This window comes from Dyella sp. LX-66 (assembly GCF_018599165.1).
GTDB classification, from domain to species: Bacteria; Pseudomonadota; Gammaproteobacteria; order Xanthomonadales; family Rhodanobacteraceae; genus Dyella_D; species Dyella_D marensis.
Genome location: NZ_JAHFVJ010000004.1, coordinates 420,623 through 441,147 on the forward strand (window position 1 = coordinate 420,623; position 20,525 = coordinate 441,147).

Consider the following 20,525-nt stretch of genomic DNA (forward strand, 5'->3'; position numbering starts at 1 on the left):
CCAACCTACAGCGCCTGCTGGTGCACCCCGCGCACCGCGCGCCCCGACGGATCGGCCGCGGCGGCGAAGGCCGGATCCCAGGCCAGCGCGGCCGGCGAGGAACAGGCGATCGACTTGCCGCCCGGCACCGTGGCCGCGCAGGCCTCGCCGGGGAAGTGCTGCTCGAAGATGCGCCGGTACAGGTAGGCCTCCTTGGTGGCCGGCGGGTTGTGCGGGAAGCGCGTGGAGGCGGCGGCGAATTCGCGGTCGCTGACCACTTGTTCCGCATGCGCCTTCAGCCCGTCGATCCAGCCGTAGCCGACGCCGTCGCTGAACTGCTCCTTCTGCCGCCACAGGATCGAATCCGGCAGCGCGCCCTGGAAGGCCTCGCGCAGCACGGCCTTCTCGATGCGGCCGTGGCCGGCCATCTTGTACTTGGCGTCCAGGCCCATCGCCACGTCGAGGAATTCCAGGTCCAGGAACGGCACGCGCGCCTCCACGCCCCAGGCCATCATCGCCTTGTTGGCGCGCAGGCAGTCGAAGCTGTGCAGGGCGTCGAGCTTGCGCACGGTTTCCTCGTGGAAGGCTTCCGGCGACGGCGCCTTATGGAAGTAGAGATAACCGCCGAAGATCTCGTCCGAACCCTCGCCCGACAGCACCATCTTCACCCCCATCGCCTTGATGCGCCGGGCCAGCAGGTACATCGGGGTGGAGGCGCGGATGGTGGTGACGTCGTAGGTCTCGATATGGCGGATCACTTCCGGCAACGCGTCCAGGCCTTCCCAGAAGGTGTAGACGAAGCCGTGGTGCACGGTACCCAGCGCCTCGGCGGCCACTTGTGCAGCGGCGAGGTCCGGCGAGCCTTCCAGGCCGATGGCGAAGGAATGCAGGCGCGGCCACCAGGCTTCGCTGCGGTCGTCGTCCTCGATGCGTTCGCGCGCGAAGCGTGCGGCGCAGGCGGCAACCAGCGAGGAATCCAGGCCGCCGGAGAGCAGCACGCCGTAGGGCACGTCGGTCATCAGCTGGCGGTGCACGGCTTGTTCGAAGGCGCCGCGCAACTCGGACGGTTCCAGCTGCTGGCCGTGGGTGACTTCATAGGAACGCCAGTTCTTGCGGTAGTAGCGCGTCACTTCGCCGGTAGCGCTGTCGTAGACATGGCCCGGCGGGAAGGCGGAGACGTCCGCGCAGATGCCGACCAGGGCTTTCATTTCCGAAGCCACGCACAGGCGCCCTTCCGCATCGTGGCCCCAGTACAGCGGGCAGACGCCGATCGGATCGCGCGCGATCAGGTAGCGCTGCGTGGCGGCATCCCACAGCGCGAAGGCGAAGATGCCGTTGAGCTGCTTGATGCCGCGCGCCAGGAACTCCTCCGGCCCCAGTTCGCGGTACAGCGCGTTGATCACTTCGCAGTCGGAGCCGGTGGTGAAGTCGTAGCCGCTGGCAGCGCGCAGCTCGCGGTGGTTGTAGATCTCACCGTTCACCGCCAGGGCCAGGCTCTCGTCGCGCGAGCGCAGCGGCTGGGAGCCGCTGGCCGGGTCGACGATGGCCAGGCGCTCGTGCACCAGGATCACGCCGGCGTCGACGAACACGCCGCTCCAGTCCGGCCCGCGGTGGCGCTGGCGCTGCGAGAGTTCCAGCGCCTGGCGGCGCAGGGCGGCCAGATCGTCGCCGGGTTGCAGGTCGAACATGCCGAAGATGGAACACATGGTTTGACGCTCCTGAGGTTGGATGACGCGCAAAACTGCGTACTGGGAAAAAGAAAAGGGCCCGCTTGTCGGCGGGCCCTTTTGCGTGATTGGAGACTTTTTTTCGTGTCTACACGCCGGCCCACCCGTCGATGCGGGGATTGTTATTGGCGTTGTTATTCAGCGCGTTCGCGGATACGCGCAGGCCGGCCGCGTAGGCGGCGAAGGCGGAGCGCTGGGTGGCGAAGGCACGGGACATGAGGCCGACTAAAGCACAGGCATGCTGCGGCGCGCAAGAGCTTTTTTCACCCTCCTCGCGGCCGGCCTAGGTTGGGGTGAGCGCAGCGAACCCCAACGGTGCGACAGCCTGCGAGGTCCGTTGGGGTTCGCCTATGGCGCACCCCAACCTACGTGCTCACCCAGTTCCGCGCTTCTTCCAGCTGCGCCGTCTCATACAAGCGAAACTCCCCCGGCGACAGAAACCCCAGCGCCTTGGCCAGGTTGCGCATCCAGCCCACGTCGGTGACCAGGGCCGCGCGTTCCCAGCCGCTGAAATGGCGGAAGCCCAGCTTGGCGTCGTCCCACATCGCGGCGGCGTCGAAGCCGGTGAAGTCCTGGTCGATGTGGAAGATCACCCGCAGCTTGCGGTTAAGCGCGAAGGCTGCCTCGATATCGGGAATCACTACCCGTTCGTAATCCGCCGCGGTGACCTGGTTGTGCGCGGTGAAACCGATCACGCCGGGCGGCAGTCCGGTCATCTGCACGATCATGGCGCCAGCTCCTCGATGGTTGAGACTGACCCTATCCAAGCGCGGCGCTCGTTGCGCCGGCAGCTAGGCGCCGTGAAGAAGCGCCCAACAAATCACCGGCGGCAAATCAAACCGGCTCGATATGCCGCAGCAGCAGGCGCGGGCTTTCGCGGCCCTGCCAGTCGTTGATGGTCAGCTCGTAGGCGGCGCGCAGCCGCGTCGGCGGCGGCTGGCCGGTGTAGGCGCCGAACATCACCGCGTCCAGCACGGCTCCGTCGCGCGGATCGCTCAGGCTCAGGCGCAGATGGGTTTCGCCCATCACGCGCCAGCTGGCGCAGGCGAATTCGTTGTCGAACACCGGCTCCGGAAACGCCTGGCCCCAGGGGCCGCCGTAGCGCAGCTGGCGCGCCAGTTCCAGGGTGGCGGCGCCGGGCGGCAGTTCGCCGTCGGTATAGAGCACGTGTTCCAGACAGGCTTCGTCCAGCCATTCGCGCGCGATCGCGTCGAAGGCCGCGGCGAAGCGGGCGAAGTCGCTCGCCTTCAGGCTCAGGCCCGCGGCCATGGCGTGGCCGCCGAAGCGTTCGATCAGGCCGGGCTGGCGCGCGTCGATCGCGGCCAGCGCATCGCGGATATGGAAGCCGGCGATCGACCGGCCGGAGCCGCGCAGCTCGCCGGTGTTGTCTTCGCTCGCCGGAGCGAACGCGATCACCGGGCGATGCAGCCGCTCCTTCAGCTTCGACGCCACCAGCCCCACCACGCCGGCATGCCACGAGGGTTCGAACAGGGCCACGCCCACCGCATCGATATCGGCGGCGCGCGCGACCATCACCTCGGCTTCGGCCACCATGGTCGCCTGCAGCTCGCGGCGCTCCTGATTGATCGCGCTCAGCTGCTCGGCGTAGCGGCGCGCCACGCCGAAGTCGTCGGTCAGCAGGCATTCGACACCCAGGCGCATGTCTTCCAGGCGGCCGGCGGCATTGAGCCGCGGCCCCACCGAAAAACCCAGGTCGCTGGCGCACAGCGTGGCGACGCTGCGCTTGCCCGACTCCACCAGCGCCGCGATGCCCGCGCAGGCGCGCCTCGCGCGGATGCGCTTCAGGCCCGCTTCGACCAGCACGCGGTTGTTGTAGTCCAGCGGCACCAGGTCGGCGACCGTGCCCAGCGCCACCAGATCCAGCAGCGTGGAAAGGTCGGGCTCCTTGCCCTCGGCGAACGCACCCTGCCCGCGCAGCGCAGCGCGCAGGGCCAGCAGCAGATAGAACATCACGCCGACGCCGGCCAAGGCCTTGCTCGGAAACGCATCGCCGGCCAGGTTCGGATTGACCATCGCATCGGCCGCGGGCAATTGCTCGCCGGGCAGATGGTGGTCGGTCACGATCACGCGGATGCCCAGCGCCTGCGCCGTGGCCACGCCGCTCAGGCTGGCCACGCCGTTGTCGACCGTGATGATCAGCTGCGGCTTGGGCTGCAGCGATTCGACCAGGGCGGGACTCAGGCCATAGCCGTGGATAAAGCGGTTCGGCACCGCGTAATCGACATGGCGCGCGCCGAGCATGCGCAGGCCGCGCACGGCCACGGCCGTGCCGGTGGCGCCGTCGCAGTCGTAGTCGCCGGCGATCAGGATGCGCCAGTCGCCGCGGATCGCTTCGGCCAATAGTTCCACCGCGCGTTCCAGGCCGCCGAGCTGGTGCGGCGCCAGCATGCAGGCGAGCCGGTGGTCGGCATCGGCGGGACTGAGCACGCCGCGCGCCGCATAGATCTGGCGCAGCACCGGATGCACGGCATCGCTCCAGCCTTGCGGCACGCCCTTCGGCGCGCGGCGGCGCAGGCTCAGGCGCGGACTCATCGGCCGCCACCGCGCCAGAAGCGCAGGCGATGCCACGGACGCTGCAGCCAGCGTTCGCCGCTGGCGAAGGACAGTTGCAGCGGAGCCGCGGCAAGACGCTGCAGCACCGGCCACCAGGCGCCGCCGATCTCGCTCGCCTGCAGATCCTGCAGATCGATCAGCCAGCCGGTGCCTGCCTTGGCGATGGCATCGGGTGTGCGCGGCACGACTTCGACGCCGGCACGCGCAGCCAGCGCGCCCAGCAGCACGTCGTCGCTCACGCAGCCGCTCAGTGCGCTGCGCACCTTGGTCGGCAGATGGCCGCCGCCCCACAGCCATAGGCTGTTGACCGGCGGCAGTCCGCGCTCGCGCCGCTGCGCATTCAAGGGATGCTGATGCAGCAGCACCTGCGCCTCGGTGAGGATCACGCGCCAGCGGCGCCCTTCCGCGCCCTCCGGCAGATGCTGCACAAGGTTTTCGCCCAGGGCCTCGTCCGGCGAGGCGAACGAAGGCAAGGCGATGCCCGGCGGTACGCGCACATGCCAGCGGTCCGGCGTGCCGACTTCCAGCGCCATGCCGGCATCGGCGAATGCCGGCTGCAGCGCATCGGCCAGCGTGCGGGCTTCGTCGAGGCTCAGCTGCATCTGCCCGCAGGCCAGCAGGCGCGCGCCGTTGAGATCGGGCTGGATCCAGGCCGGATCGGCGCTGAGCCAGGTGGCCTCGCCCGCATCGCCGGCCAGCAGCTCACGGGTCAGCGCGGCCGGCGCGAAACCGTCGGCGCAGTCGAAATACGCAGCCAGCCCGCCGAGAAATCCGCGCGGGCCATCTTCGATGCGGTCGGCGCGCGCCAGCCAGGCGCGCAGCGGATGGTCCGGCTCGAAGCGCGGCAGGTCGGGCAGCCACAGTTCCAGCGGTCGCGCCGCATCCGCCATCGCCTCAGGCCTCCAGCAGTTCGTACAGCTCTAACCACTGCGCCTCGAGCGTTTCCTTCTCGCGGCGCAGTTCGGCCTGGCGCTGGCCGAGCTTCATCATCTCGGCGGTGGAGCCGTTGTAGACGTCCGGATCGGCGAGCTTGGCTTCCAGCTTGCCCAGCTCCTCGTCGATCGCGGCCATGCGCGTCTCGATCTTCTTGACCTTCTGCCGCGTGGCCTTTTCGTTCTCGCGCTGCGCGGCTGCCGCGCGGCGGCGGTCGGCGGCGGAAACGGCCGGCGTGCTGTCGGCCTGCGCGCTCTTCTTCGGCGAGGAGCCACGGGCGCGCAGCCAGCGGGCGTAGTCGTCGAGGTCGCCGTCGAAGCCTTCGACCTGGCCGTCGGCGACGCGCCAGAAGCTGTCGCAGACCATGCCCAGCAGATGGCGGTCGTGCGAGACCAGCACCAGGGCGCCGTCGAAATCGGCCAGCGCGTCGGCCAGTGCCTCGCGCATGTCCAGGTCCAGATGGTTGGTGGGCTCGTCGAGCAGCAGCAGGTTAGGTTTGTCCCAGGCGATCAGCGCCAGCGCCAGGCGCGCGCGTTCGCCGCCGGAGAAACCGTCCACCGATTCGAAGGCGCGGTCGCCGGCGAAATTCCAGCCGCCGAGGAAGTCGCGCAGCACCTGCGTGCCGACGCCGGGCGCCTTGTCCTGCAGATGCTGCAGCGGGCTGGAGCCCTCGTGCAGGCTCTCCACCGTGTGCTGGGCGAAGTAGCCGATCTTCAGGTCCTTGTGCGTCTTGCGCTCACCGGCCAGCGGGGCCAGCTCGCCGACCAGCGTCTTCACCAGGGTCGACTTGCCCGCGCCGTTGGGGCCGAGCAGGCCGACGCGGTCGCCGGCTTCCAGGCGGAAGCGCACGTCGTGCAGGATCGCCGCAGGCGCGCCGCCGTTGTCGTCCGGATAGCCGGCCGTGACCTCTTCCAGCTGCAGCATCGAATCGGGCAGGCGCTCGGGCACGGCGAACTGGAAGCGGAACGAGCGCTCGGCGCGCACGGCCTCGGTGCCGGCCATCTTCTCCAGCCGCTTCATGCGCGACTGCGCCTGCTTGGCCTTGCTGGCCTTGGCCTTGAAGCGGTCGATAAAGGACTGCAGGTGGGCGCGCTCGGCCTGCTCGCGCTCGTGCGCGATCTGCTGCAGGCGCAGGTGTTCGGCGCGCTGTCGCTCGAAGGCGCTGTAGTTGCCGGTGTAGAGCTTGGCGCGGCCTTCGTTCAAATGCAGGGTGTGGGTGATCACGCCGTCGAGGAATTCGCGGTCGTGCGAGATCACCAGCAAGGTGCCCTGGTAGCGGCGCAGCCATTCTTCCAGCCACAGCACGGCGTCGAGGTCCAAGTGGTTGGTCGGCTCGTCGAGCAGCAGCAGCTCGGACGGCGCCATCAGCGCGCGCGCCAGGTTAAGGCGCACGCGCCAGCCGCCGGAGAACTCGCGCACCGCGCGCTCGTGCGTTTCCGGCGCGAAGCCCAGGCCGTGCAGCAGGCGGCCGGCGCGGGCGCGGGCGTCGTAGCCGTGCAGTTCCTCGATGCGGTGGTGCGCCTTGGCCATGGCCTCGGTGTCGCCGCGGGCCTGGGCATCGAGTTCGTCGCGCAGGGCGATGGCCAGTTCTTCGTCGCCGCCCATCACGTATTCGATCGCCGGGTCCGGCAGGGCCGGGGTTTCCTGCGCCACCGAGGCCAGGCGCAGGCGCGCGGGCAGATCCAGCTCGCCGGCGTCGGCTTCCACCTGGCCCTGCAGGGCGGCGAACAGGCTGGACTTGCCGCAGCCGTTGCGGCCGACCACGCCCAGCCGCCAGCCGCTCTGGATGACCAGGTCGATGTCGGAAAGCAACAGCCGGGCGCCGCGGCGCAGGGCGAAATGACGGAAGGCGATCATCGGAACCACAACCCATGGACAGGGCGTGCAGCCGCCCTCAGCCGCCCATGATAGCGGACGCGGCGCCCCGCCCCATGGCCGGAATGCCCACCCCATCGCAGTCGCGAGCGGTGCTCGTAGCTTCCCCGCCGCGGTTTCTGCTACAACGACGCCGCACTGCGCAGCGGCCTCGCGCCACTGCCGCTCGGGGGCAATCGACAGACATATAACGTGCGGAGGCGCAGCCCGGCTGCCCCCGTCAACGTGGAGAGGGGACCATGACCAAGTTCGGCATCAGCCTGCCCATGCTCGTATTGCTCGCCGCTGGCGCCGCCGCGCCGCAGCTGGCCCGGGCCGATAACCTGCTGGTCAATCGCGTCAAGCAGGAACAAGGCATGAACCTCCCGGCTCGCGGCATGAGCATGGAGCAGGTCGAACAGAAGTTCGGCGCGCCCAAGCGCAAGCTCTCGCCGCGCGGCGGCGATACGGCCAAGCATCCGGTGATCAATCGTTGGGATTACTCCAACTTCATCGTGTATTTCGAGCACAGCCATGTGATCCATGCGGTGCTCAACACCCCGGCCGGCAACAACAAGAATCCCGAAACGGTGAACTGAGGGCCCGCCCCTTCGCCCATCGGCTGAGCAGTATTCGAGAACGGGCTGCGCCTTGCGCGGCCCGCTTCTTTGTCGGGCGTGCCCTTTCGTCATGGCCGCGCCTTACAATTCGCGTTTCCTCTTGCAACGCGAGTCCCCCACATGAGCCACGCCACCTTGCGCCTGCCGGCGGAATGGGAGCCCCAGTCGGCCGTCCTGATCGCCTGGCCGCATGCCGATACCGACTGGGCCGAGCGCCTGGCCGAGGTGGAAACCACCTATGTGGCGCTGGCCGCGGCCGTCACCCGCTTCGAGCCGCTGATCGTGGTGGTCGCCGACGCCGGACTGCGCGCGCATGCCGAAGCGAAGCTGCGCGATGCCGGCGTGGACCTCTCCCGCATCCGCTTCGTCGAACTGCCCTACGACGACACCTGGCTGCGCGATTCCGGCCCGATCACCCTGAAGGACGACCAGGGCGCGTTCCAGCTCACCGATTTCCGCTTCACCGGCTGGGGCGGCAAGTTCGGCGCCGAGCAGGACGACGCGCTGGTGGCCGGCCTGGTGCAGGCGGGCGTGTTCGGCCGCGCCGCGCACAAGCGCATCGACTGGGCGCTGGAAGGCGGCGGCATCGAGAGCGACGGCGCCGGCACCGTGCTCACCACCTGGCGCTGCCTGGTGCAGCGCCATCCGGAGCAGTCGCGCGAGGAAATGACCGCGATCCTGCGCGACGGCCTGCAGGCCGGCCGCATCCTGTGGCTGGACTACGGCTATCTGGAAGGCGACGACACCGACGCGCACATCGACACGCTGGCGCGCTTCTCGCCGGACGGCGGCATCGTGTTCCAGGCCTGTGAGGATGAGAGCGATGCGCACCACGACGAACTGTCGCGCATGGCCGGCGAACTGGCCGCGCTGCGCACGGCGGACGGCAAGCCGTACGCGCTGCACCCACTGCCCTGGGCCGAGCCGATCCTGGACGAAGGCCGCCGCCTCGCGGCCTCGTACGCCAACTATCTGATCGTCAACGGCGGCGTGCTGGTACCCGCCTACGGCGACCCGGCCGACGACGAAGCGGCGCGGATCATCGGCCAGGCCCATCCGGGCCGCGACGTGGTGCAGGTGCCCTGCCGCCCGCTGATCTGGCAGAACGGCAGCCTGCACTGCATCACCATGCAGTTGCCGGCGGGCATCTACGGCTAAATCTTCTTAAGAATCGGCCGGCGTAGGTTGGGGTGAGCAAAGCGAACCCCAACGTTGCGACACGGTGGCGGGCCTGTTGGGGTTCGCCTGCGGCTCACCCCAACCTACGTCTCAACCTACGTACAATTGCCCCTTTCGCCCCCAGCGAGCAGGACTTCCCCATGACCCGCAAGACCCTCAAGGTCGCGCTGCTGCAGGAAACCCACCGCGGCAGCCGCGACGCCAATCTCGACGCCATCGAAGCCGGCCTGCGCGAAGCCGCCGCGGCCGGCGCCGAACTGGTGCTGCTGCAGGAGCTGCATAACGGCCCGTATTTCTGCCAGCACGAGTCCGTGGGCGAGTTCGATCTGGCCGAGACCATCCCCGGCCACAGCACCGAGCGCATCGGCAAGCTGGCCGAGGAGTTGAAGCTGGTGGTGGTGGCCTCGCTGTTCGAGAAGCGCGCCACCGGCCTGTACCACAACACCGCGGTGGTGTTCGACCGCTCGGCGAAGATCGCCGGCAAGTACCGCAAGATGCACATCCCGGACGATCCGGCGTTCTACGAGAAGTTCTACTTCACGCCGGGCGACCTGGGCTTCGATCCGATCGACACCGCGGTCGGCCGCCTCGGCGTGCTGGTCTGCTGGGACCAGTGGTATCCGGAAGCCGCGCGCCTGATGGCGCTGGCCGGCGCGGACCTGCTGCTCTATCCCACCGCGATCGGCTGGGACCCGAACGACGAGCAGGCCGAGAAGGACCGCCAGCGCGAAGCCTGGGTCACGGTGCAGCGCGGCCACGCGGTGGCCAACGGCCTGCCGCTGCTGGCCTGCAACCGCACCGGCTACGAGCCGGACCCGTCCGGCGTGGGCGCCGGCATCCAGTTCTGGGGCACCAGCTTCGTGGCCGGACCGCAGGGCGAATTCCTCGGCCAGGCCGGCACCGACGGGCGCCAGCTGCTGGTGGTCGAGATCGACATGGCGCGCAGCGAGCACGTGCGCCGGATCTGGCCGTTCCTGCGCGACCGCCGCATCGACGCCTACGGCGACCTGCTGAAGCGCTTCCGCGACTGAAGCGTGACCTCCGGCCGGATGGCTTGCGCCGTCCGGCCCCCGACCCCATGCAGTGATTTCCCTTACGCACCGAACCGACGCATGAGCCTGGACGCCACCGACACCACCCTGCCCGCCGCCCTCGAAGGCCAGCCGATCGAGCGCGTGCTGCGCGACGGCGTCGAATACGTGGTGCTGGGCACGGCGCATGTGTCGCGCGCCAGCGTGGAAGCGGTGCGCGAGCTGCTGGCGCGCGAGAGCTTCGACGCGGTGGCGGTGGAACTGTGCCCGAGCCGCGCGCAAGGCATGCGCGATCCGGACGCGCTCAAGAAAATGGATCTGTTCCAGGTGATCCGCCAGGGCAAGGCCGGCATGGTCGCCGCCAGCCTGGTGCTGTCCACCTTTCAGAAACGCCTGGCCGACCAGTTCGGCATCGAACCCGGCGCCGAGATGAAGGCCGCGATGGATGGCGCCGAACAGCGCGGCGTGCCGGTATGGCTGGTCGACCGCGAGGTCGGCACTACGCTCAGGCGCGCCTGGCGCAGCGTCGGTTTCTGGCAGCGCTTCGGCCTGATGGGCGGCCTGCTCGCCAGCGTGTTCGAGCGCGAGGCGATCGAGGAAAAGGAAATCGAGAAGCTCAAGGAAGGCGACATGCTGGAAAGCGCCTTCAGCGAATTCGCCAATCAATCCGAGCCGCTCTACCGCAGCCTGATCGCCGAGCGCGACGCCTACATGGCCGCGCGCCTGCGCGAAGAAGCCGGGCTGGCCGGCTACGGCGGCGAACCGCGGCGCGTGCTGGTGGTGATCGGCGCGGGCCACTTGAAGGGCCTGAGCGAACTGCTGCGCACGCAGCAGGGCGATGCGGCCGCGCAGGCGGCCGAGCTGGCCAAGCTGCCGGTAAAATCGAGCTGGCCGAAATGGATCGCCATCGGCCTGGTGCTGCTGGTGTTCGTGGCGATCGGCATCGCCTTCCACCGCAACAGCGCGCTGGGCGCGCAGGCGCTGCGCGACTGGGTGATGTACACCGCGGGCTTCTCCGCGCTGGGCGCGATCATCGCCGGCGGCCATCCGCTGAGCGTGCTGGCCGCGGCCGTGGCCGGACCGATCAAGCCGTTCCGCCCCGGCGTGCCTTCCGGCGCGATCAGCGCGATGGCCGAAGCCTGGGTGCGCAAGCCGCGCGTGGCCGACTTCGAAACCCTGCGCGACGACATCGGCCACTGGACCGGCTGGTGGAAGAACCGCGTGGCGCGCACCCTGCTCAACTTCCTGCTGGTATGCGTGGGCACGATTGCCGGCGAGTACACCGCCGGCATCCATATCTTCAAGAGCCTGTTCTGAGTCCCCTACTCGGGGTCAGTGCAGGCCCTTGACCAGCACGTCGAGCAGTTCGCTGTCCTTGTCCAGGCTCTGTTCCCAGTACATCGCACCGCCCAGGTGCCGGGACTTGATGAAGCCGGTCTTGATGCGCAGCGACTGCGGGTCTTCGTAGCTGACGAAAGTGTGCGTCTTCGCATTCCACAGATACGGCACCTGGGCCTGCTCGTCCCAGTAGCGCACGTAGCCGTTCTTGCCGATGTAGTCCGCCGTCAGTTCGCGCCACGAGGGCGCGCCGAAGAACTTGCCGTATTTCTGCTGCAGGCCGTTGTGTTCCGGCGCCACGTCGGTAAAGGCGCGGCCGTAGAACGGCACGCCCAGCACCAGCTTCGAAGCCGGCACGCCCGCGTCGAGATACTGCTTCACCGCCTTGTCCGCGGCGCGGTCGCCGGGCGGATCGATCGCCGACGGATGCAGGCCGGCGTGGTGGCCGGTGGCGGGCGTGAGACTGTTGTGGAAGTCGTAGGCCATCATGTTGAACCAGTCCAGCGAGCGCGCCACGCGCGCCAGCTCGATGCCGGCGACGAATTCGTTGTCGGCCGAGGCGATGGTCAGCAGGTAATGCCGGCCCTGGTGCTGCTTGCCCAGCGCGTCGAGGCGCACGCGCACGGCTTCCAGCATCAGGCTGAAGTTGCGGCGGTCCTCGGGACGGTGGCTGATGTTGCCGCCGGGGAGCGTGGGGTATTCCCAGTCGACGTCCAGGCCGTCGAGGTCGTGCTGCTCGATCAGCTTCGCGGCGTCGTCGGCGAAGCGCTTGCGCGAGGCTGCGGTGAGCGCGGCCTCGGAGAAATGCCCCGCGCTCCAGCCGCCCACCGACAGCACGATGCGCAACTGCGGGTTGCACTGGCGCAAGGCCACCAGGCTGGTCAGCGAGGCGGTGGCATGCGGGCTGCGCAGCACGATGTGGCCTTGTTCGTCGAGCGTGCCGAAGGCGTAGTTGAGGACGTCGACCTTGGCCGGGTCGATGGCCGGCAGCGGATCGGCATCGGCCACGTAGCCCACGATGCGATAGCTGGCTGGCGATTCTTTCGCCACCGCGCCCCCCGCGATCCACAAGACCAGCAGCCCCAGCACCCACCGGAATGCCGCCGGGCGGCCGTTCGACGCAATCCCCACCATGCCGTGTCCTTATCTATCAAGTGTCTTCGGCAAGCGGCCGGGCTGGCCGCCGACGTTATTGTCCCTGCTCGGACCCACCGACTATACTTCCGAGACTTAACGCCATGTACCCGTCGGAATCGTGGGAATGATGATGACTCGACTGCAATTGCTCGGCCTGACCGTCGCTGCCGCTCTACTCGTCACTGGCAGCGCGCATGCCGAAGGCGACAAGGCCGCCGGCCGCAAACTGATCTACACCTGCAATGGCTGCCACGGCGTCGAGGGTTACGAAAACGCCTATCCGCGCTATCCCGTGCCGAAGATCGCCGGGCAGAACGCGCAGTACATCGTCAACGCCTTGCACGGCTACAAGGCGGGCGACCGCAGCCATCCGACCATGGGTGCCCAGGCGCAGAGCCTGTCCGACAAGGACATCGAGGACATCGCCGCCTACCTGTCCAGCCTCGCCAAGTAAGTAGCCCAAGGGATTCCGATGAATCGTGCGCTCACCCTGCTTTCGTTCGGCGCCGTCCTGGCGTTCGCTTCCCTCCAGGCCCCGGCCGCCGGCAACACCGACGCCGGCAAGCAGAAGGCCGCGGCCTGCTTCGCCTGCCATGGCGCCGACGGCAATTCCGTCGACCCGCAGTACCCGCGCCTGGCCGGCCAGTACAACATGTACATCCAGCGCGCCCTGCACGAGTACAAGAGCGGCGCGCGCAACAACGCGATCATGAAGGGCTTCGTCGCTACGCTGTCCGAGCAGGACATCGAGGACGTGGCGGCCTACTTCTCTGCGCAGCCGACCAAGCTCAGCACGCTCGAGGGGCATATCCAGGGCGACAAGTAAGCCCTGAGCTTGCCACATAAAAAAGGCCCGCTCGCGCGGGCCTTTTTTGCATTCGCGACAAGCACTCAGCCCATGGCCGAGTGCCCTTCCCGCTTGCTGTAATAGGGATTGCTGCCGCCCGCGTGGTCGGTGGCATCGCGCACTTCGGTGATCTCCGGCACGCGTTCGCGCAGCGTCTTCTCCACGCCCTGCTTGAGCGTCACGTCGGCCATGCCGCAGCCGTGGCAGCCGCCGCCGAACTGCAACACCACCACGCCCTGGGCGCTCACTTCCAGCAGGCTGATGCGGCCGCCGTGCGCGGCGATGCGCGGATTGACCTCGGCGTCGAGCACGTAGCGCACGCGCTCCACCAGGCCCGCTTCCATGCCCGGCATGTCGCCCTTGATGCGCGGCGCGCGGATATTGAGCTGGCCGCCGGTGGCGTTGGATTCGTAGTCGATGCTGGCGCCGTCGAGCCAGGACGCGCTGTCGCCCTCGACCTGGAACAGGAAGCCCTCGCACTCGATGGTCCATTCGTTGCCGGTGAGCTCGTCCGGCTCGCAGAACTCCAGCTCGCAATTGGCGGCGGGCGTGCCCGGCGCGGTGACGCGCAGGCGGATGCTGAGGCCTTCGATGCCCTGCTGCGAAAGAAGGCGCAGGAAATGCCGCTGCGCGCGTTCGGAAATGTCGATCATGCCTGCTCCGGGGAAACGGCCTGGCGCGAGCTGGGGGAGCCGCGCCGAAAACAGCACCATTTTAGTCCTCTTTCGCGCCGGCTGCATGGTTTTGACTTTTCGCCACGCAACTTCGACGCTTCGCGTTTTGAATCTTCCGGAGTCCCGACCATGAGCTACGCCGACCTCGCCAGCCAGCACTGCACCCCGCGCAAGGGCAAGGAGCACGCGCTGGATGGCGCGCAGATCGAGGCCATGCTGGCGAAACTGCCGGGCTGGACGCTGGCTGTCGGGGGCAAGGCGATCGTGAGGGACTTCAAGTTCGCCGATTTCCACCACACCCTGGGCTTTATCAATGCGGTCGGCTTCATGGCCAACCAGGAAGACCACCACCCGGATCTCGAAGCCGGCTATGGGCACTGCCAGGTGCTGTGGTCGACGCATGACGTGGGTGGGCTTTCGCTCAACGACTTTATCTGCGCCGCGCGCGTCGAGGCCTTGCTGGCTCGCTGAGCTTGGGCGCGCGCCTGCCTGCCGCGATCCGCGCCACCGGCTTCGTGCTGGCGGCGGCCCTGTTGCTGCTGGGGCTGCGCGCGCTGGCCGGCTGGGTGGTGGAAAGCCATCTGCGCCATGAGGCGGAGCGCGAACTGCATGTGCTGCAGGCGGGCGAGCCGCTGTGGCGGTGGCGCTTGCGGCAGCCGCGCGATCTGGTGGCCGGGCGCGCGTTCGGGAATGCCTCGGTGGCCGCGGATGGGACCGGTCTGAAAGTGACCAGCCATGACGGGCAGGCTTTCGAGCTGGGCCTGCCGGTGCTGCAGCCGATGGATCTGGCGCACTGGCCGTTGCTGCGTCTGGACCTGCGCGGCAGCAAGGCTGGATCGCTTTATCTCATCGTCCAGCCGCATGCGCAGGAGCCTTCGTGCGTGGCCGACGCTGGCGGCATTCCTGTCGACGCGACCACCCAGGTCTTCGATCTGCGCAAGCTCGACTGGCGGCACGGCGACGCGTCGCCCTGCGCGATGCCGGCCACCGTGGCGTATCTGTTCCGCCTGCGTGCGCAACTGCCGGCCGGCGAGACGCTCGAACTGCACGAGGCGGCACTGGTGGCGGCGCAGCCGGTAGCGCTGCCCGGCACCACTCCTACGGTCGATCTTTCGGCGGGACGGGAAATCGACCTGCGCGAACAGATGACCGTGGCCCCCACCATGCCGGCCGTGCCGCTGGTCTGGCTGCCGCGCCACGGCTCGGTTGAAAACTCGCTGGCACTGCGCGACCGGCTGCGCGATCTGTGGCCAGCCGCCCTCATCGTTCCTGCTGGATTTACACCCGTCGCCGCGGCGCATGAAGCCGCTCCCGCCTGGCTGGCCTGGTCGATCTGCGCGGCCTACCTGCTGGTGCTGCTGTACACCGCGCGGCGCGATACCCATCCCGCCTGGGACGTGCTGGCCGTAGCGGCCGGCCCGCTCTGGCTGATCGCCGGCCTGCAATGGGGGCTGCACGCGTCGCCACCGGCAGTGGCGGCTTTTGTCGGCGCCCTGGCCTGGGCCGGATGGAAAGAGACGCGGCGGCGTCCGGCGGATTGGCGCTGGATCGGCGGCAAGGCGAAGGACTGGCTGGCGCCGCTGGCGCTGCTTCCGGTGGCCGCGATCGTGGTGGCCGTGTTCGGCCATGGCTATGCCGCGCCCGAATGGCGCCACGCTTTCTTATATGTCGCCTGGGCCGGGCTGCAGCAGTGGCTGATGCTGGCGGTGGTGCTGCGCCGGCTGGAGCGCTGGCCGGGCGGTGCGGCGCTGCCCATCCTGGGCGCCGCCACTCTGTTCGCCCTGCTGCACACCCCGAACGGGGTGCTCATGCAGCTGTGCTTCCTGGCCGAGCTTGGGTGGGCCTGGTGCTTCCTGCGCTCCCGCCGCCTGCTGCCGATCGCCCTGGCTCACGCCGGTTGCGCGCTGCTGGTGGAAAGCGGGCTGACCGGCGGGCTGCTGCGCTCGCTGGAAGTCAGTGCGCGTTTTTTCCTCTAGGGCGGTAGCCCTCGGGATTTTTGCCTTTCACGGCAAGCACATCGAGGAAGTTCTTCAAGTCTTCGGGCAAAGGCGCCGAGAAGCCGTAGGCGCGCCCATCGAGCTCGAAACTCATATGCGCGGCATGCAGGAACAGCCGCTGCAGGCCCATCTCGCGATACAGCTTGTTCGCTTCCTTGTCGCCGTACTTGGCGTCGCCGGCCAGCGGGTGGCCGACGTGGGCGGCGTGCACGCGGATCTGATGGGTACGGCCGGTGCCCAGGGTGGCCTGCATCAGGCGGGCGCCGCGGTACTGCTCCATCTCACGGAAAAAAGTGAGCGAGGGCTTGCCGTTATCGGACACTCTTACCATGCGTTCGCCGCCCTGGAGCACCGATTTCTGCAGCGGCGCATTGACGTCGAACTTGGCCTTGTTCGGATGCCCGACCATCAGGCAGAGGTATTGCTTGGTCACCGTATTAGCGCGGATCAGCGCCTGCAGCCCGGTCAGGCCGGCGCGGGTGCGGGCGAACACCAGCACGCCGCTGGTGTCTCGGTCCAGGCGGTGGACCAGCTCCAGGTGCTCGTTCGGCCGGGCCGCGCGCAGCAGCTCGATCGCCCCATGACTGACCCCGCTGCCGCCATGGCTGGCGATACCGGCGGGCTTGTCGATCACCAGGAAGTGCTTGTCCTCGAAGATGACAGCCTCGGCGACAGCTTCCATCAGCGCGGCCGATGGCGGCTGTTCGCCGGTCTTCTCGGGGGCCATGCGCACGGGCGGGATACGCAGCATATCGCCGGCGGCGAGACGGGTTTCCGGCTTGGCGCGCTTGCCGTTCACGCGCACCTGTCCGGTGCGCAGCAGACGGTAGATCATGCTTTTCGGCACGCCCTTGAGGATGGTCATCAAGGCGTTGTCGATCCGCTGGCCGTCCCTTTCAGGGCCGATCTCGACTTGACGCACTCCGTGAGGTGCGTCGTGGGAAGTTGCCGTCTGCATTGAAAAAAACCTGACTAAATAGGATACTCGGCCGGCGCTACGTCCTAGCCCGCCGAAACCGGTCCGGGCCGGGGCGCCCGCCCGTGACGCCGGCGAGGATAGCGCCGGCCGCTCACCCGGCAGCCGGTCGCTGCTCCCTTTCATCGTAACGGTTCGGGTTGCCGTTTGTCCGATTGTTAAGAGAAATTCTTAACAAACCGGCGCGGCTGGCGTGATGCCACGAATACCCCGGAGCCGGTAACGGCGCCGTCTTTATGCCGCTTCCCCGCTGCGGCGCGATCCCCGGCAGGCCGCCCAGAAGGCGCCACCGCGGCACGCGACGCGCGGCAAGCCAAGGAAAACTACAATGAAACGTATGTTGATCAACGCGACTCAGCGTGAAGAGTTGCGCGTGGCCATCGTCGATGGCCAGACCCTGTACGACCTCGACATCGAAATCCCCTCCCGCGAACAGAAAAAGGCCAACATCTACAAGGGCCGCATCACTCGCGTCGAACCCTCCCTGGAAGCCTGCTTCGTCGAATACGGTGCCGAGCGCCATGGCTTCCTGCCGCTGAAGGAAATCGCCCGGGAATATTTCACCCCCGGCCTGGATCCGAACAAGGCGAATATTCGCGACCTGATCAAGGAAGGCCACGAAGTGGTCGTCCAGGTCGAGAAGGAGGAGCGCGGCAACAAGGGCGCCGCACTCACCACCTATATCAGCCTGGCCGGCCGCTACATGGTGCTGATGCCGAACAACCCGAAGGCCGGCGGCGTCTCGCGCCGGATCGAGGGCGAGGACCGGCAGGCCCTGAAGGAAGCGCTCGAGCACCTCACCGTGCCGGACGACGTCGGCCTGATCGTGCGCACCGCCGGCATGGGCCGCGACGCCGAAGAGCTCCAGTGGGACCTGGACTACCTGCTGCAGCTGTGGAAGGCCATCTCGGCCGCCGCCAACGCGCAGAAGGCGCCGTTCCTGATCTACCAGGAATCGAAGCTGTTCATCCGCGCCCTGCGCGACTACCTGCGCAATGACATCGGCGAGATCCTCATCGACGAGGAATCGCTGTTCAACGACGCGCGCGAGTTCATGCAGCAGGTCATGCCCAATGCCCTGCGCAAGCTCAAGCTGTATCGCGACGACACCCCGCTGTTCTCGCGCTACCAGATCGAGACCCAGATCGAGAGTGCGTTCGACCGCCAGGTCCGCCTGCCCTCCGGCGGCTCGATCGTGATCGACCAGACCGAAGCGCTGACCGCGATCGACATCAACTCCTCGAAGGCCACCAAGGGCAGCGACATCGAGGAAACCGCGTTCAACACCAACTGCGAGGCGGCGGTGGAAATCGCCCGCCAGTTGCGCATCCGCGATGCCGGCGGCCTGATCGTGATCGATTTCATCGACATGGACAGCCCCAAGCACCAGCGCGAGGTGGAAGAGCGCCTGAAGGACGCCCTGAAGCTCGACCGCGCCCGCGTGCAGGTCGGCCGCATCTCGCGCTTCGGCCTGCTGGAGATGTCGCGCCAGCGCCTGCGCCCGAGCCTGGGCGAAGCCACCCAGATCGTGTGCCCGCGCTGCGAAGGCCATGGTCACATCCGCAGCGTGGAATCGCTGGCGCTGTCGACCCTGCGCCTGATCGAAGAGCACGCCATGAAGGACAACACCGGCCAGGTGCTGGTGCAGGCCCCGCCGACGGTGGCCAACTTCATGCTCAACGAGAAGCGCGCCGGCGTGGTGGAGATCGAGCTGCGCAACAAGGTCCACGTGGTGATCGTGGCCGACGACCAGCTCGAGACCCCGCACATCCAGATCCAGCGCATCCGCGAAGCGGAGATGGGCGAGCACAGCAAGCCCAGCTACGAACGCCGGACCGTGGTGGAAGCCGCGCCGATCCCGAAGATGGGCCAGGCCCTTGGCAGCGGCGAGCAGCCGGCCGTCAGCGGCATCGTGCCCGCCTCGCCCGCCCCCGTGCGCGAGGAAACCGCGCCGGCCCCGGTCGCCGCGCCGCCGGCCCGTCCGGCTCCGCGCCCGGCCGCCGCGCCGACGCCGAGCGGCGGCATGATCTCCCGCTTCCTGGGCTGGTTCCGCGCCGCCCCGGCCCCGGCGCCCGCGCCGGAAGCCAGGCGCGAAAGCACCCCGTCGAGCGCCGGCGGCCGCAACCAGCGCCGCGACGAGCGCGGCCGTGGACAGCAGCCGCAGAACCGCCAGCAGCAGCCGCAGCAGCGCCGCGAACAGCAGCAGCCCAAGCAGGGCCAGGCCCAGCAGCAGCAACAGCAGGGCAAGGGCAATCGCCAGCGCGGCAACGAGCAGCAGCCGCGCCAGCAGCAGGGCCAGGCCAAGCCGGAACAGCAGCCGCGCCAGCAGCAGCCGAAGGCCGCCGAGGCCCAGGCCGGCGAGCGCAAGCAGAACCCGCAGCCGCCGCGCCAGGAACAGGCCAAGCCCGCCCAGCCGCAGGCCGCGCAGGCGCAGGAGCCGCGTCAGCCGCGTCCGGCCGCGCAGCAGCCGGCCACTCCGGTCGCCGCCGCGGCTCAGCCGATCGCGCCGCAGCAGCCCGCACCGCAGCCGCAGCGCCCGGCCCCGGCACCCGCCGATGAAGCCGCGCAGGACGCCGCGCTCGCCGCCAAGCCGGTGACCGATGCCGTCGCACCCGAGGTGGATCCGGCCGCCGCCGAAGGCGAAGGCGGCCAGCCGCGCCGCCGCCGTGGCCGCCGCGGCGGTCGCCGCCGTCGCCGTCACGAGGACGCCGGCCAGGCTGGCTCGCCCGACGCGCAGCTGGACAACGAGTTCGATCTGGACGACGAAGACCGCGAGGAAGATGGCACCGAGCAGCCGGCCAAGGCCGAAGCGCGTCCCGCTCCTGCCGCTGCGGCCGTCGCCGCGACCGCAGCCGCGGCCGTGATCGCCGGCGAGGACATCGAGTCGGCCCATGCACCGGCGGCTCGCGCCGAGCTTGAGGTCCCGGTGGTCGAAACGCCCGCTCCGGCGCCGGCTTCGTTCAACCTGCCCGCCCTGCCGCCGGTGCCCGCGAAGGCGGACGAGCCGGAAGCCGCGGCCGAACTGCCGGCCGAACCGGTGGTGGCGCACGCGCCGGTGGAAGATGCGCCGGTCGCCGCCGATGTGTCGGCACCGCCGGCCGCCGTGGTGGAAAGCGAGATCCGCGCCACTGCGACGGCGACGACGCTGGAGTCCGCTCCGCTGTTCGCCGCCGCAGAGGCCGTGGAAGCCGAGCCCGTCGCTGCCGCTCCGATCGCCGAACCGCCCGCGGTTGAAGCCGCGCCGGTGGTAGTCCATGTCGAGCCGGTGCTGCCGGTGGAACCGGCTGCCGTGGAACCCGTCGTCATCGAACCCGCGGTTGTCGTCGTCGAGACGGTCAAGGCCGAGCCGGAAGTCCAGGCGCCGGAAGCCACCGAGACGAAGCACGAGGCGATCGCCGACGAACCCGCTCCGGCAGAGCTGCCGTCGGAAGTCACCGTGGTGCCCGCACCGGTCACGCAGTTGCCTGCACAGGGCGATCTGCTGGGTCACGGTCACGCGGCTCCGCCGCCGGCCATCCACGCGAACGCGGACGAAGCCGCCGCCCACGGCGACGACGCTTCGGGAGAGAAGAAGGACAGCCACGCTTCCAACGGCTGATCCGGCGCATCGCGCGCAACGAAAAAGCCGGGCTTATCGCCCGGCTTTTTTTATGCCCCGC

18 protein-coding genes are annotated in these 20,525 nt (G+C 68.8%); 9 read left to right on the top strand and 9 right to left on the bottom strand.

The window, feature by feature from the left end:
- Window positions 1-5: 5 nt before the first annotated feature.
- From asnB to KK141_RS10645, 6 genes are all read right to left on the bottom strand, one after another.
- Window positions 6-1,685 (bottom strand): asparagine synthase B, encoded by a 1,680-nt coding sequence (gene asnB, locus KK141_RS10625; RefSeq protein ID WP_214572092.1) that lies wholly within the window; start codon window positions 1,683-1,685, stop codon window positions 6-8.
- 109 nt (window positions 1,686-1,794) lie between these two features.
- Window positions 1,795-1,923 carry a hypothetical protein gene (locus tag KK141_RS23085; RefSeq protein WP_284733876.1) on the bottom strand — a complete coding sequence of 43 codons (129 nt, stop codon included), beginning with the start codon at window positions 1,921-1,923 and terminating at the stop codon, window positions 1,795-1,797.
- A 148-nt stretch (window positions 1,924-2,071) separates the two neighbouring features.
- Window positions 2,072-2,434 carry an STAS/SEC14 domain-containing protein gene (locus tag KK141_RS10630; protein ID WP_168647268.1) on the bottom strand — a complete coding sequence of 121 codons (363 nt, stop codon included), beginning with the start codon at window positions 2,432-2,434 and terminating at the stop codon, window positions 2,072-2,074.
- Window positions 2,435-2,540: 106 nt separating this feature from the next.
- Window positions 2,541-4,259 (bottom strand): single-stranded-DNA-specific exonuclease RecJ, encoded by a 1,719-nt coding sequence (recJ, locus tag KK141_RS10635; RefSeq protein WP_214572091.1) that lies wholly within the window; start codon window positions 4,257-4,259, stop codon window positions 2,541-2,543.
- On the bottom strand, window positions 4,256-5,170 hold the full coding sequence (locus KK141_RS10640; protein ID WP_214572090.1) for a phosphoglycerate mutase: 915 nt from the start codon (window positions 5,168-5,170) through the stop codon (window positions 4,256-4,258). The genes recJ and KK141_RS10640 overlap by 4 nt, the downstream gene beginning before the upstream one ends.
- 4 nt (window positions 5,171-5,174) lie before the next feature.
- Window positions 5,175-7,070, bottom strand: coding sequence for an ATP-binding cassette domain-containing protein (locus KK141_RS10645; RefSeq protein ID WP_214572089.1), 1,896 nt, complete (start codon window positions 7,068-7,070; stop codon window positions 5,175-5,177).
- Window positions 7,071-7,327: 257 nt separating this feature from the next.
- Here KK141_RS10645 and KK141_RS10650 point away from each other — a divergent pair, with 257 nt between their 5' ends.
- The 4 genes from KK141_RS10650 to KK141_RS10665 all read left to right on the top strand — a co-directional run bounded on the left by KK141_RS10650 (window position 7,328) and on the right by KK141_RS10665 (window position 11,214).
- Complete coding sequence (locus KK141_RS10650) at window positions 7,328-7,666, top strand: hypothetical protein (RefSeq protein WP_214572088.1); 339 nt, start codon at window positions 7,328-7,330, stop codon at window positions 7,664-7,666.
- A 141-nt stretch (window positions 7,667-7,807) separates the two neighbouring features.
- Complete coding sequence (locus KK141_RS10655; protein ID WP_214572087.1) at window positions 7,808-8,845, top strand: agmatine deiminase family protein; 1,038 nt, start codon at window positions 7,808-7,810, stop codon at window positions 8,843-8,845.
- Between the two features lie 161 nt (window positions 8,846-9,006).
- On the top strand, window positions 9,007-9,897 hold the full coding sequence (locus KK141_RS10660) for a carbon-nitrogen hydrolase (protein ID WP_214572086.1): 891 nt from the start codon (window positions 9,007-9,009) through the stop codon (window positions 9,895-9,897).
- Between the two features lie 81 nt (window positions 9,898-9,978).
- Window positions 9,979-11,214: a TraB/GumN family protein gene (locus KK141_RS10665; RefSeq protein ID WP_214572085.1), complete on the top strand. Its 1,236-nt coding sequence runs from the start codon at window positions 9,979-9,981 to the stop codon at window positions 11,212-11,214.
- A gap of 15 nt (window positions 11,215-11,229) precedes the next feature.
- Here KK141_RS10665 and KK141_RS10670 read toward each other — a convergent pair whose 3' ends face one another.
- Window positions 11,230-12,369: a glycoside hydrolase family 18 protein gene (locus tag KK141_RS10670; RefSeq protein WP_214572084.1), complete on the bottom strand. Its 1,140-nt coding sequence runs from the start codon at window positions 12,367-12,369 to the stop codon at window positions 11,230-11,232.
- Window positions 12,370-12,502: 133 nt separating this feature from the next.
- On the opposite strand from KK141_RS10670, the gene KK141_RS10675 reads away from it, so the two are divergent.
- Together KK141_RS10675 and KK141_RS10680 are read left to right on the top strand one after the other, a co-directional pair.
- Window positions 12,503-12,826, top strand: coding sequence for a cytochrome c (locus tag KK141_RS10675; RefSeq protein WP_167257002.1), 324 nt, complete (start codon window positions 12,503-12,505; stop codon window positions 12,824-12,826).
- 18 nt (window positions 12,827-12,844) lie between these two features.
- Window positions 12,845-13,198: a cytochrome c gene (locus tag KK141_RS10680; protein WP_214572083.1), complete on the top strand. Its 354-nt coding sequence runs from the start codon at window positions 12,845-12,847 to the stop codon at window positions 13,196-13,198.
- A gap of 65 nt (window positions 13,199-13,263) precedes the next feature.
- On the opposite strand, the gene KK141_RS10685 is transcribed toward KK141_RS10680, so the two are convergent.
- The gene (locus KK141_RS10685; RefSeq protein WP_214572082.1) at window positions 13,264-13,872 is read right to left on the bottom strand and encodes a NifU family protein; all 609 of its coding nucleotides are present in this window, start codon (window positions 13,870-13,872) and stop codon (window positions 13,264-13,266) included.
- 150 nt (window positions 13,873-14,022) lie between these two features.
- Between KK141_RS10685 and KK141_RS10690 the strand changes: the two genes are divergently transcribed.
- Window positions 14,023-14,364, top strand: a complete 342-nt coding sequence (locus tag KK141_RS10690; RefSeq protein WP_214572081.1) for a 4a-hydroxytetrahydrobiopterin dehydratase — start codon at window positions 14,023-14,025, stop codon at window positions 14,362-14,364.
- Window positions 14,365-14,366: 2 nt separating this feature from the next.
- Window positions 14,367-15,869, top strand: coding sequence for a type II CAAX endopeptidase family protein (locus tag KK141_RS10695; protein ID WP_214572080.1), 1,503 nt, complete (start codon window positions 14,367-14,369; stop codon window positions 15,867-15,869).
- Here KK141_RS10695 and KK141_RS10700 read toward each other — a convergent pair.
- A complete protein-coding gene (locus KK141_RS10700; protein WP_243868148.1) occupies window positions 15,847-16,755 on the bottom strand; it encodes an RluA family pseudouridine synthase in 909 nt (302 codons plus the stop codon). The two genes, KK141_RS10695 and KK141_RS10700, sit on opposite strands and share 23 nt — an antisense overlap.
- Before the next feature lie 439 nt (window positions 16,756-17,194).
- Between KK141_RS10700 and KK141_RS10705 the strand changes: the two genes are divergently transcribed.
- On the top strand, window positions 17,195-20,464 hold the full coding sequence (locus KK141_RS10705) for an Rne/Rng family ribonuclease (RefSeq protein WP_214572079.1): 3,270 nt from the start codon (window positions 17,195-17,197) through the stop codon (window positions 20,462-20,464).
- Window positions 20,465-20,525: the final 61 nt, after the last annotated feature.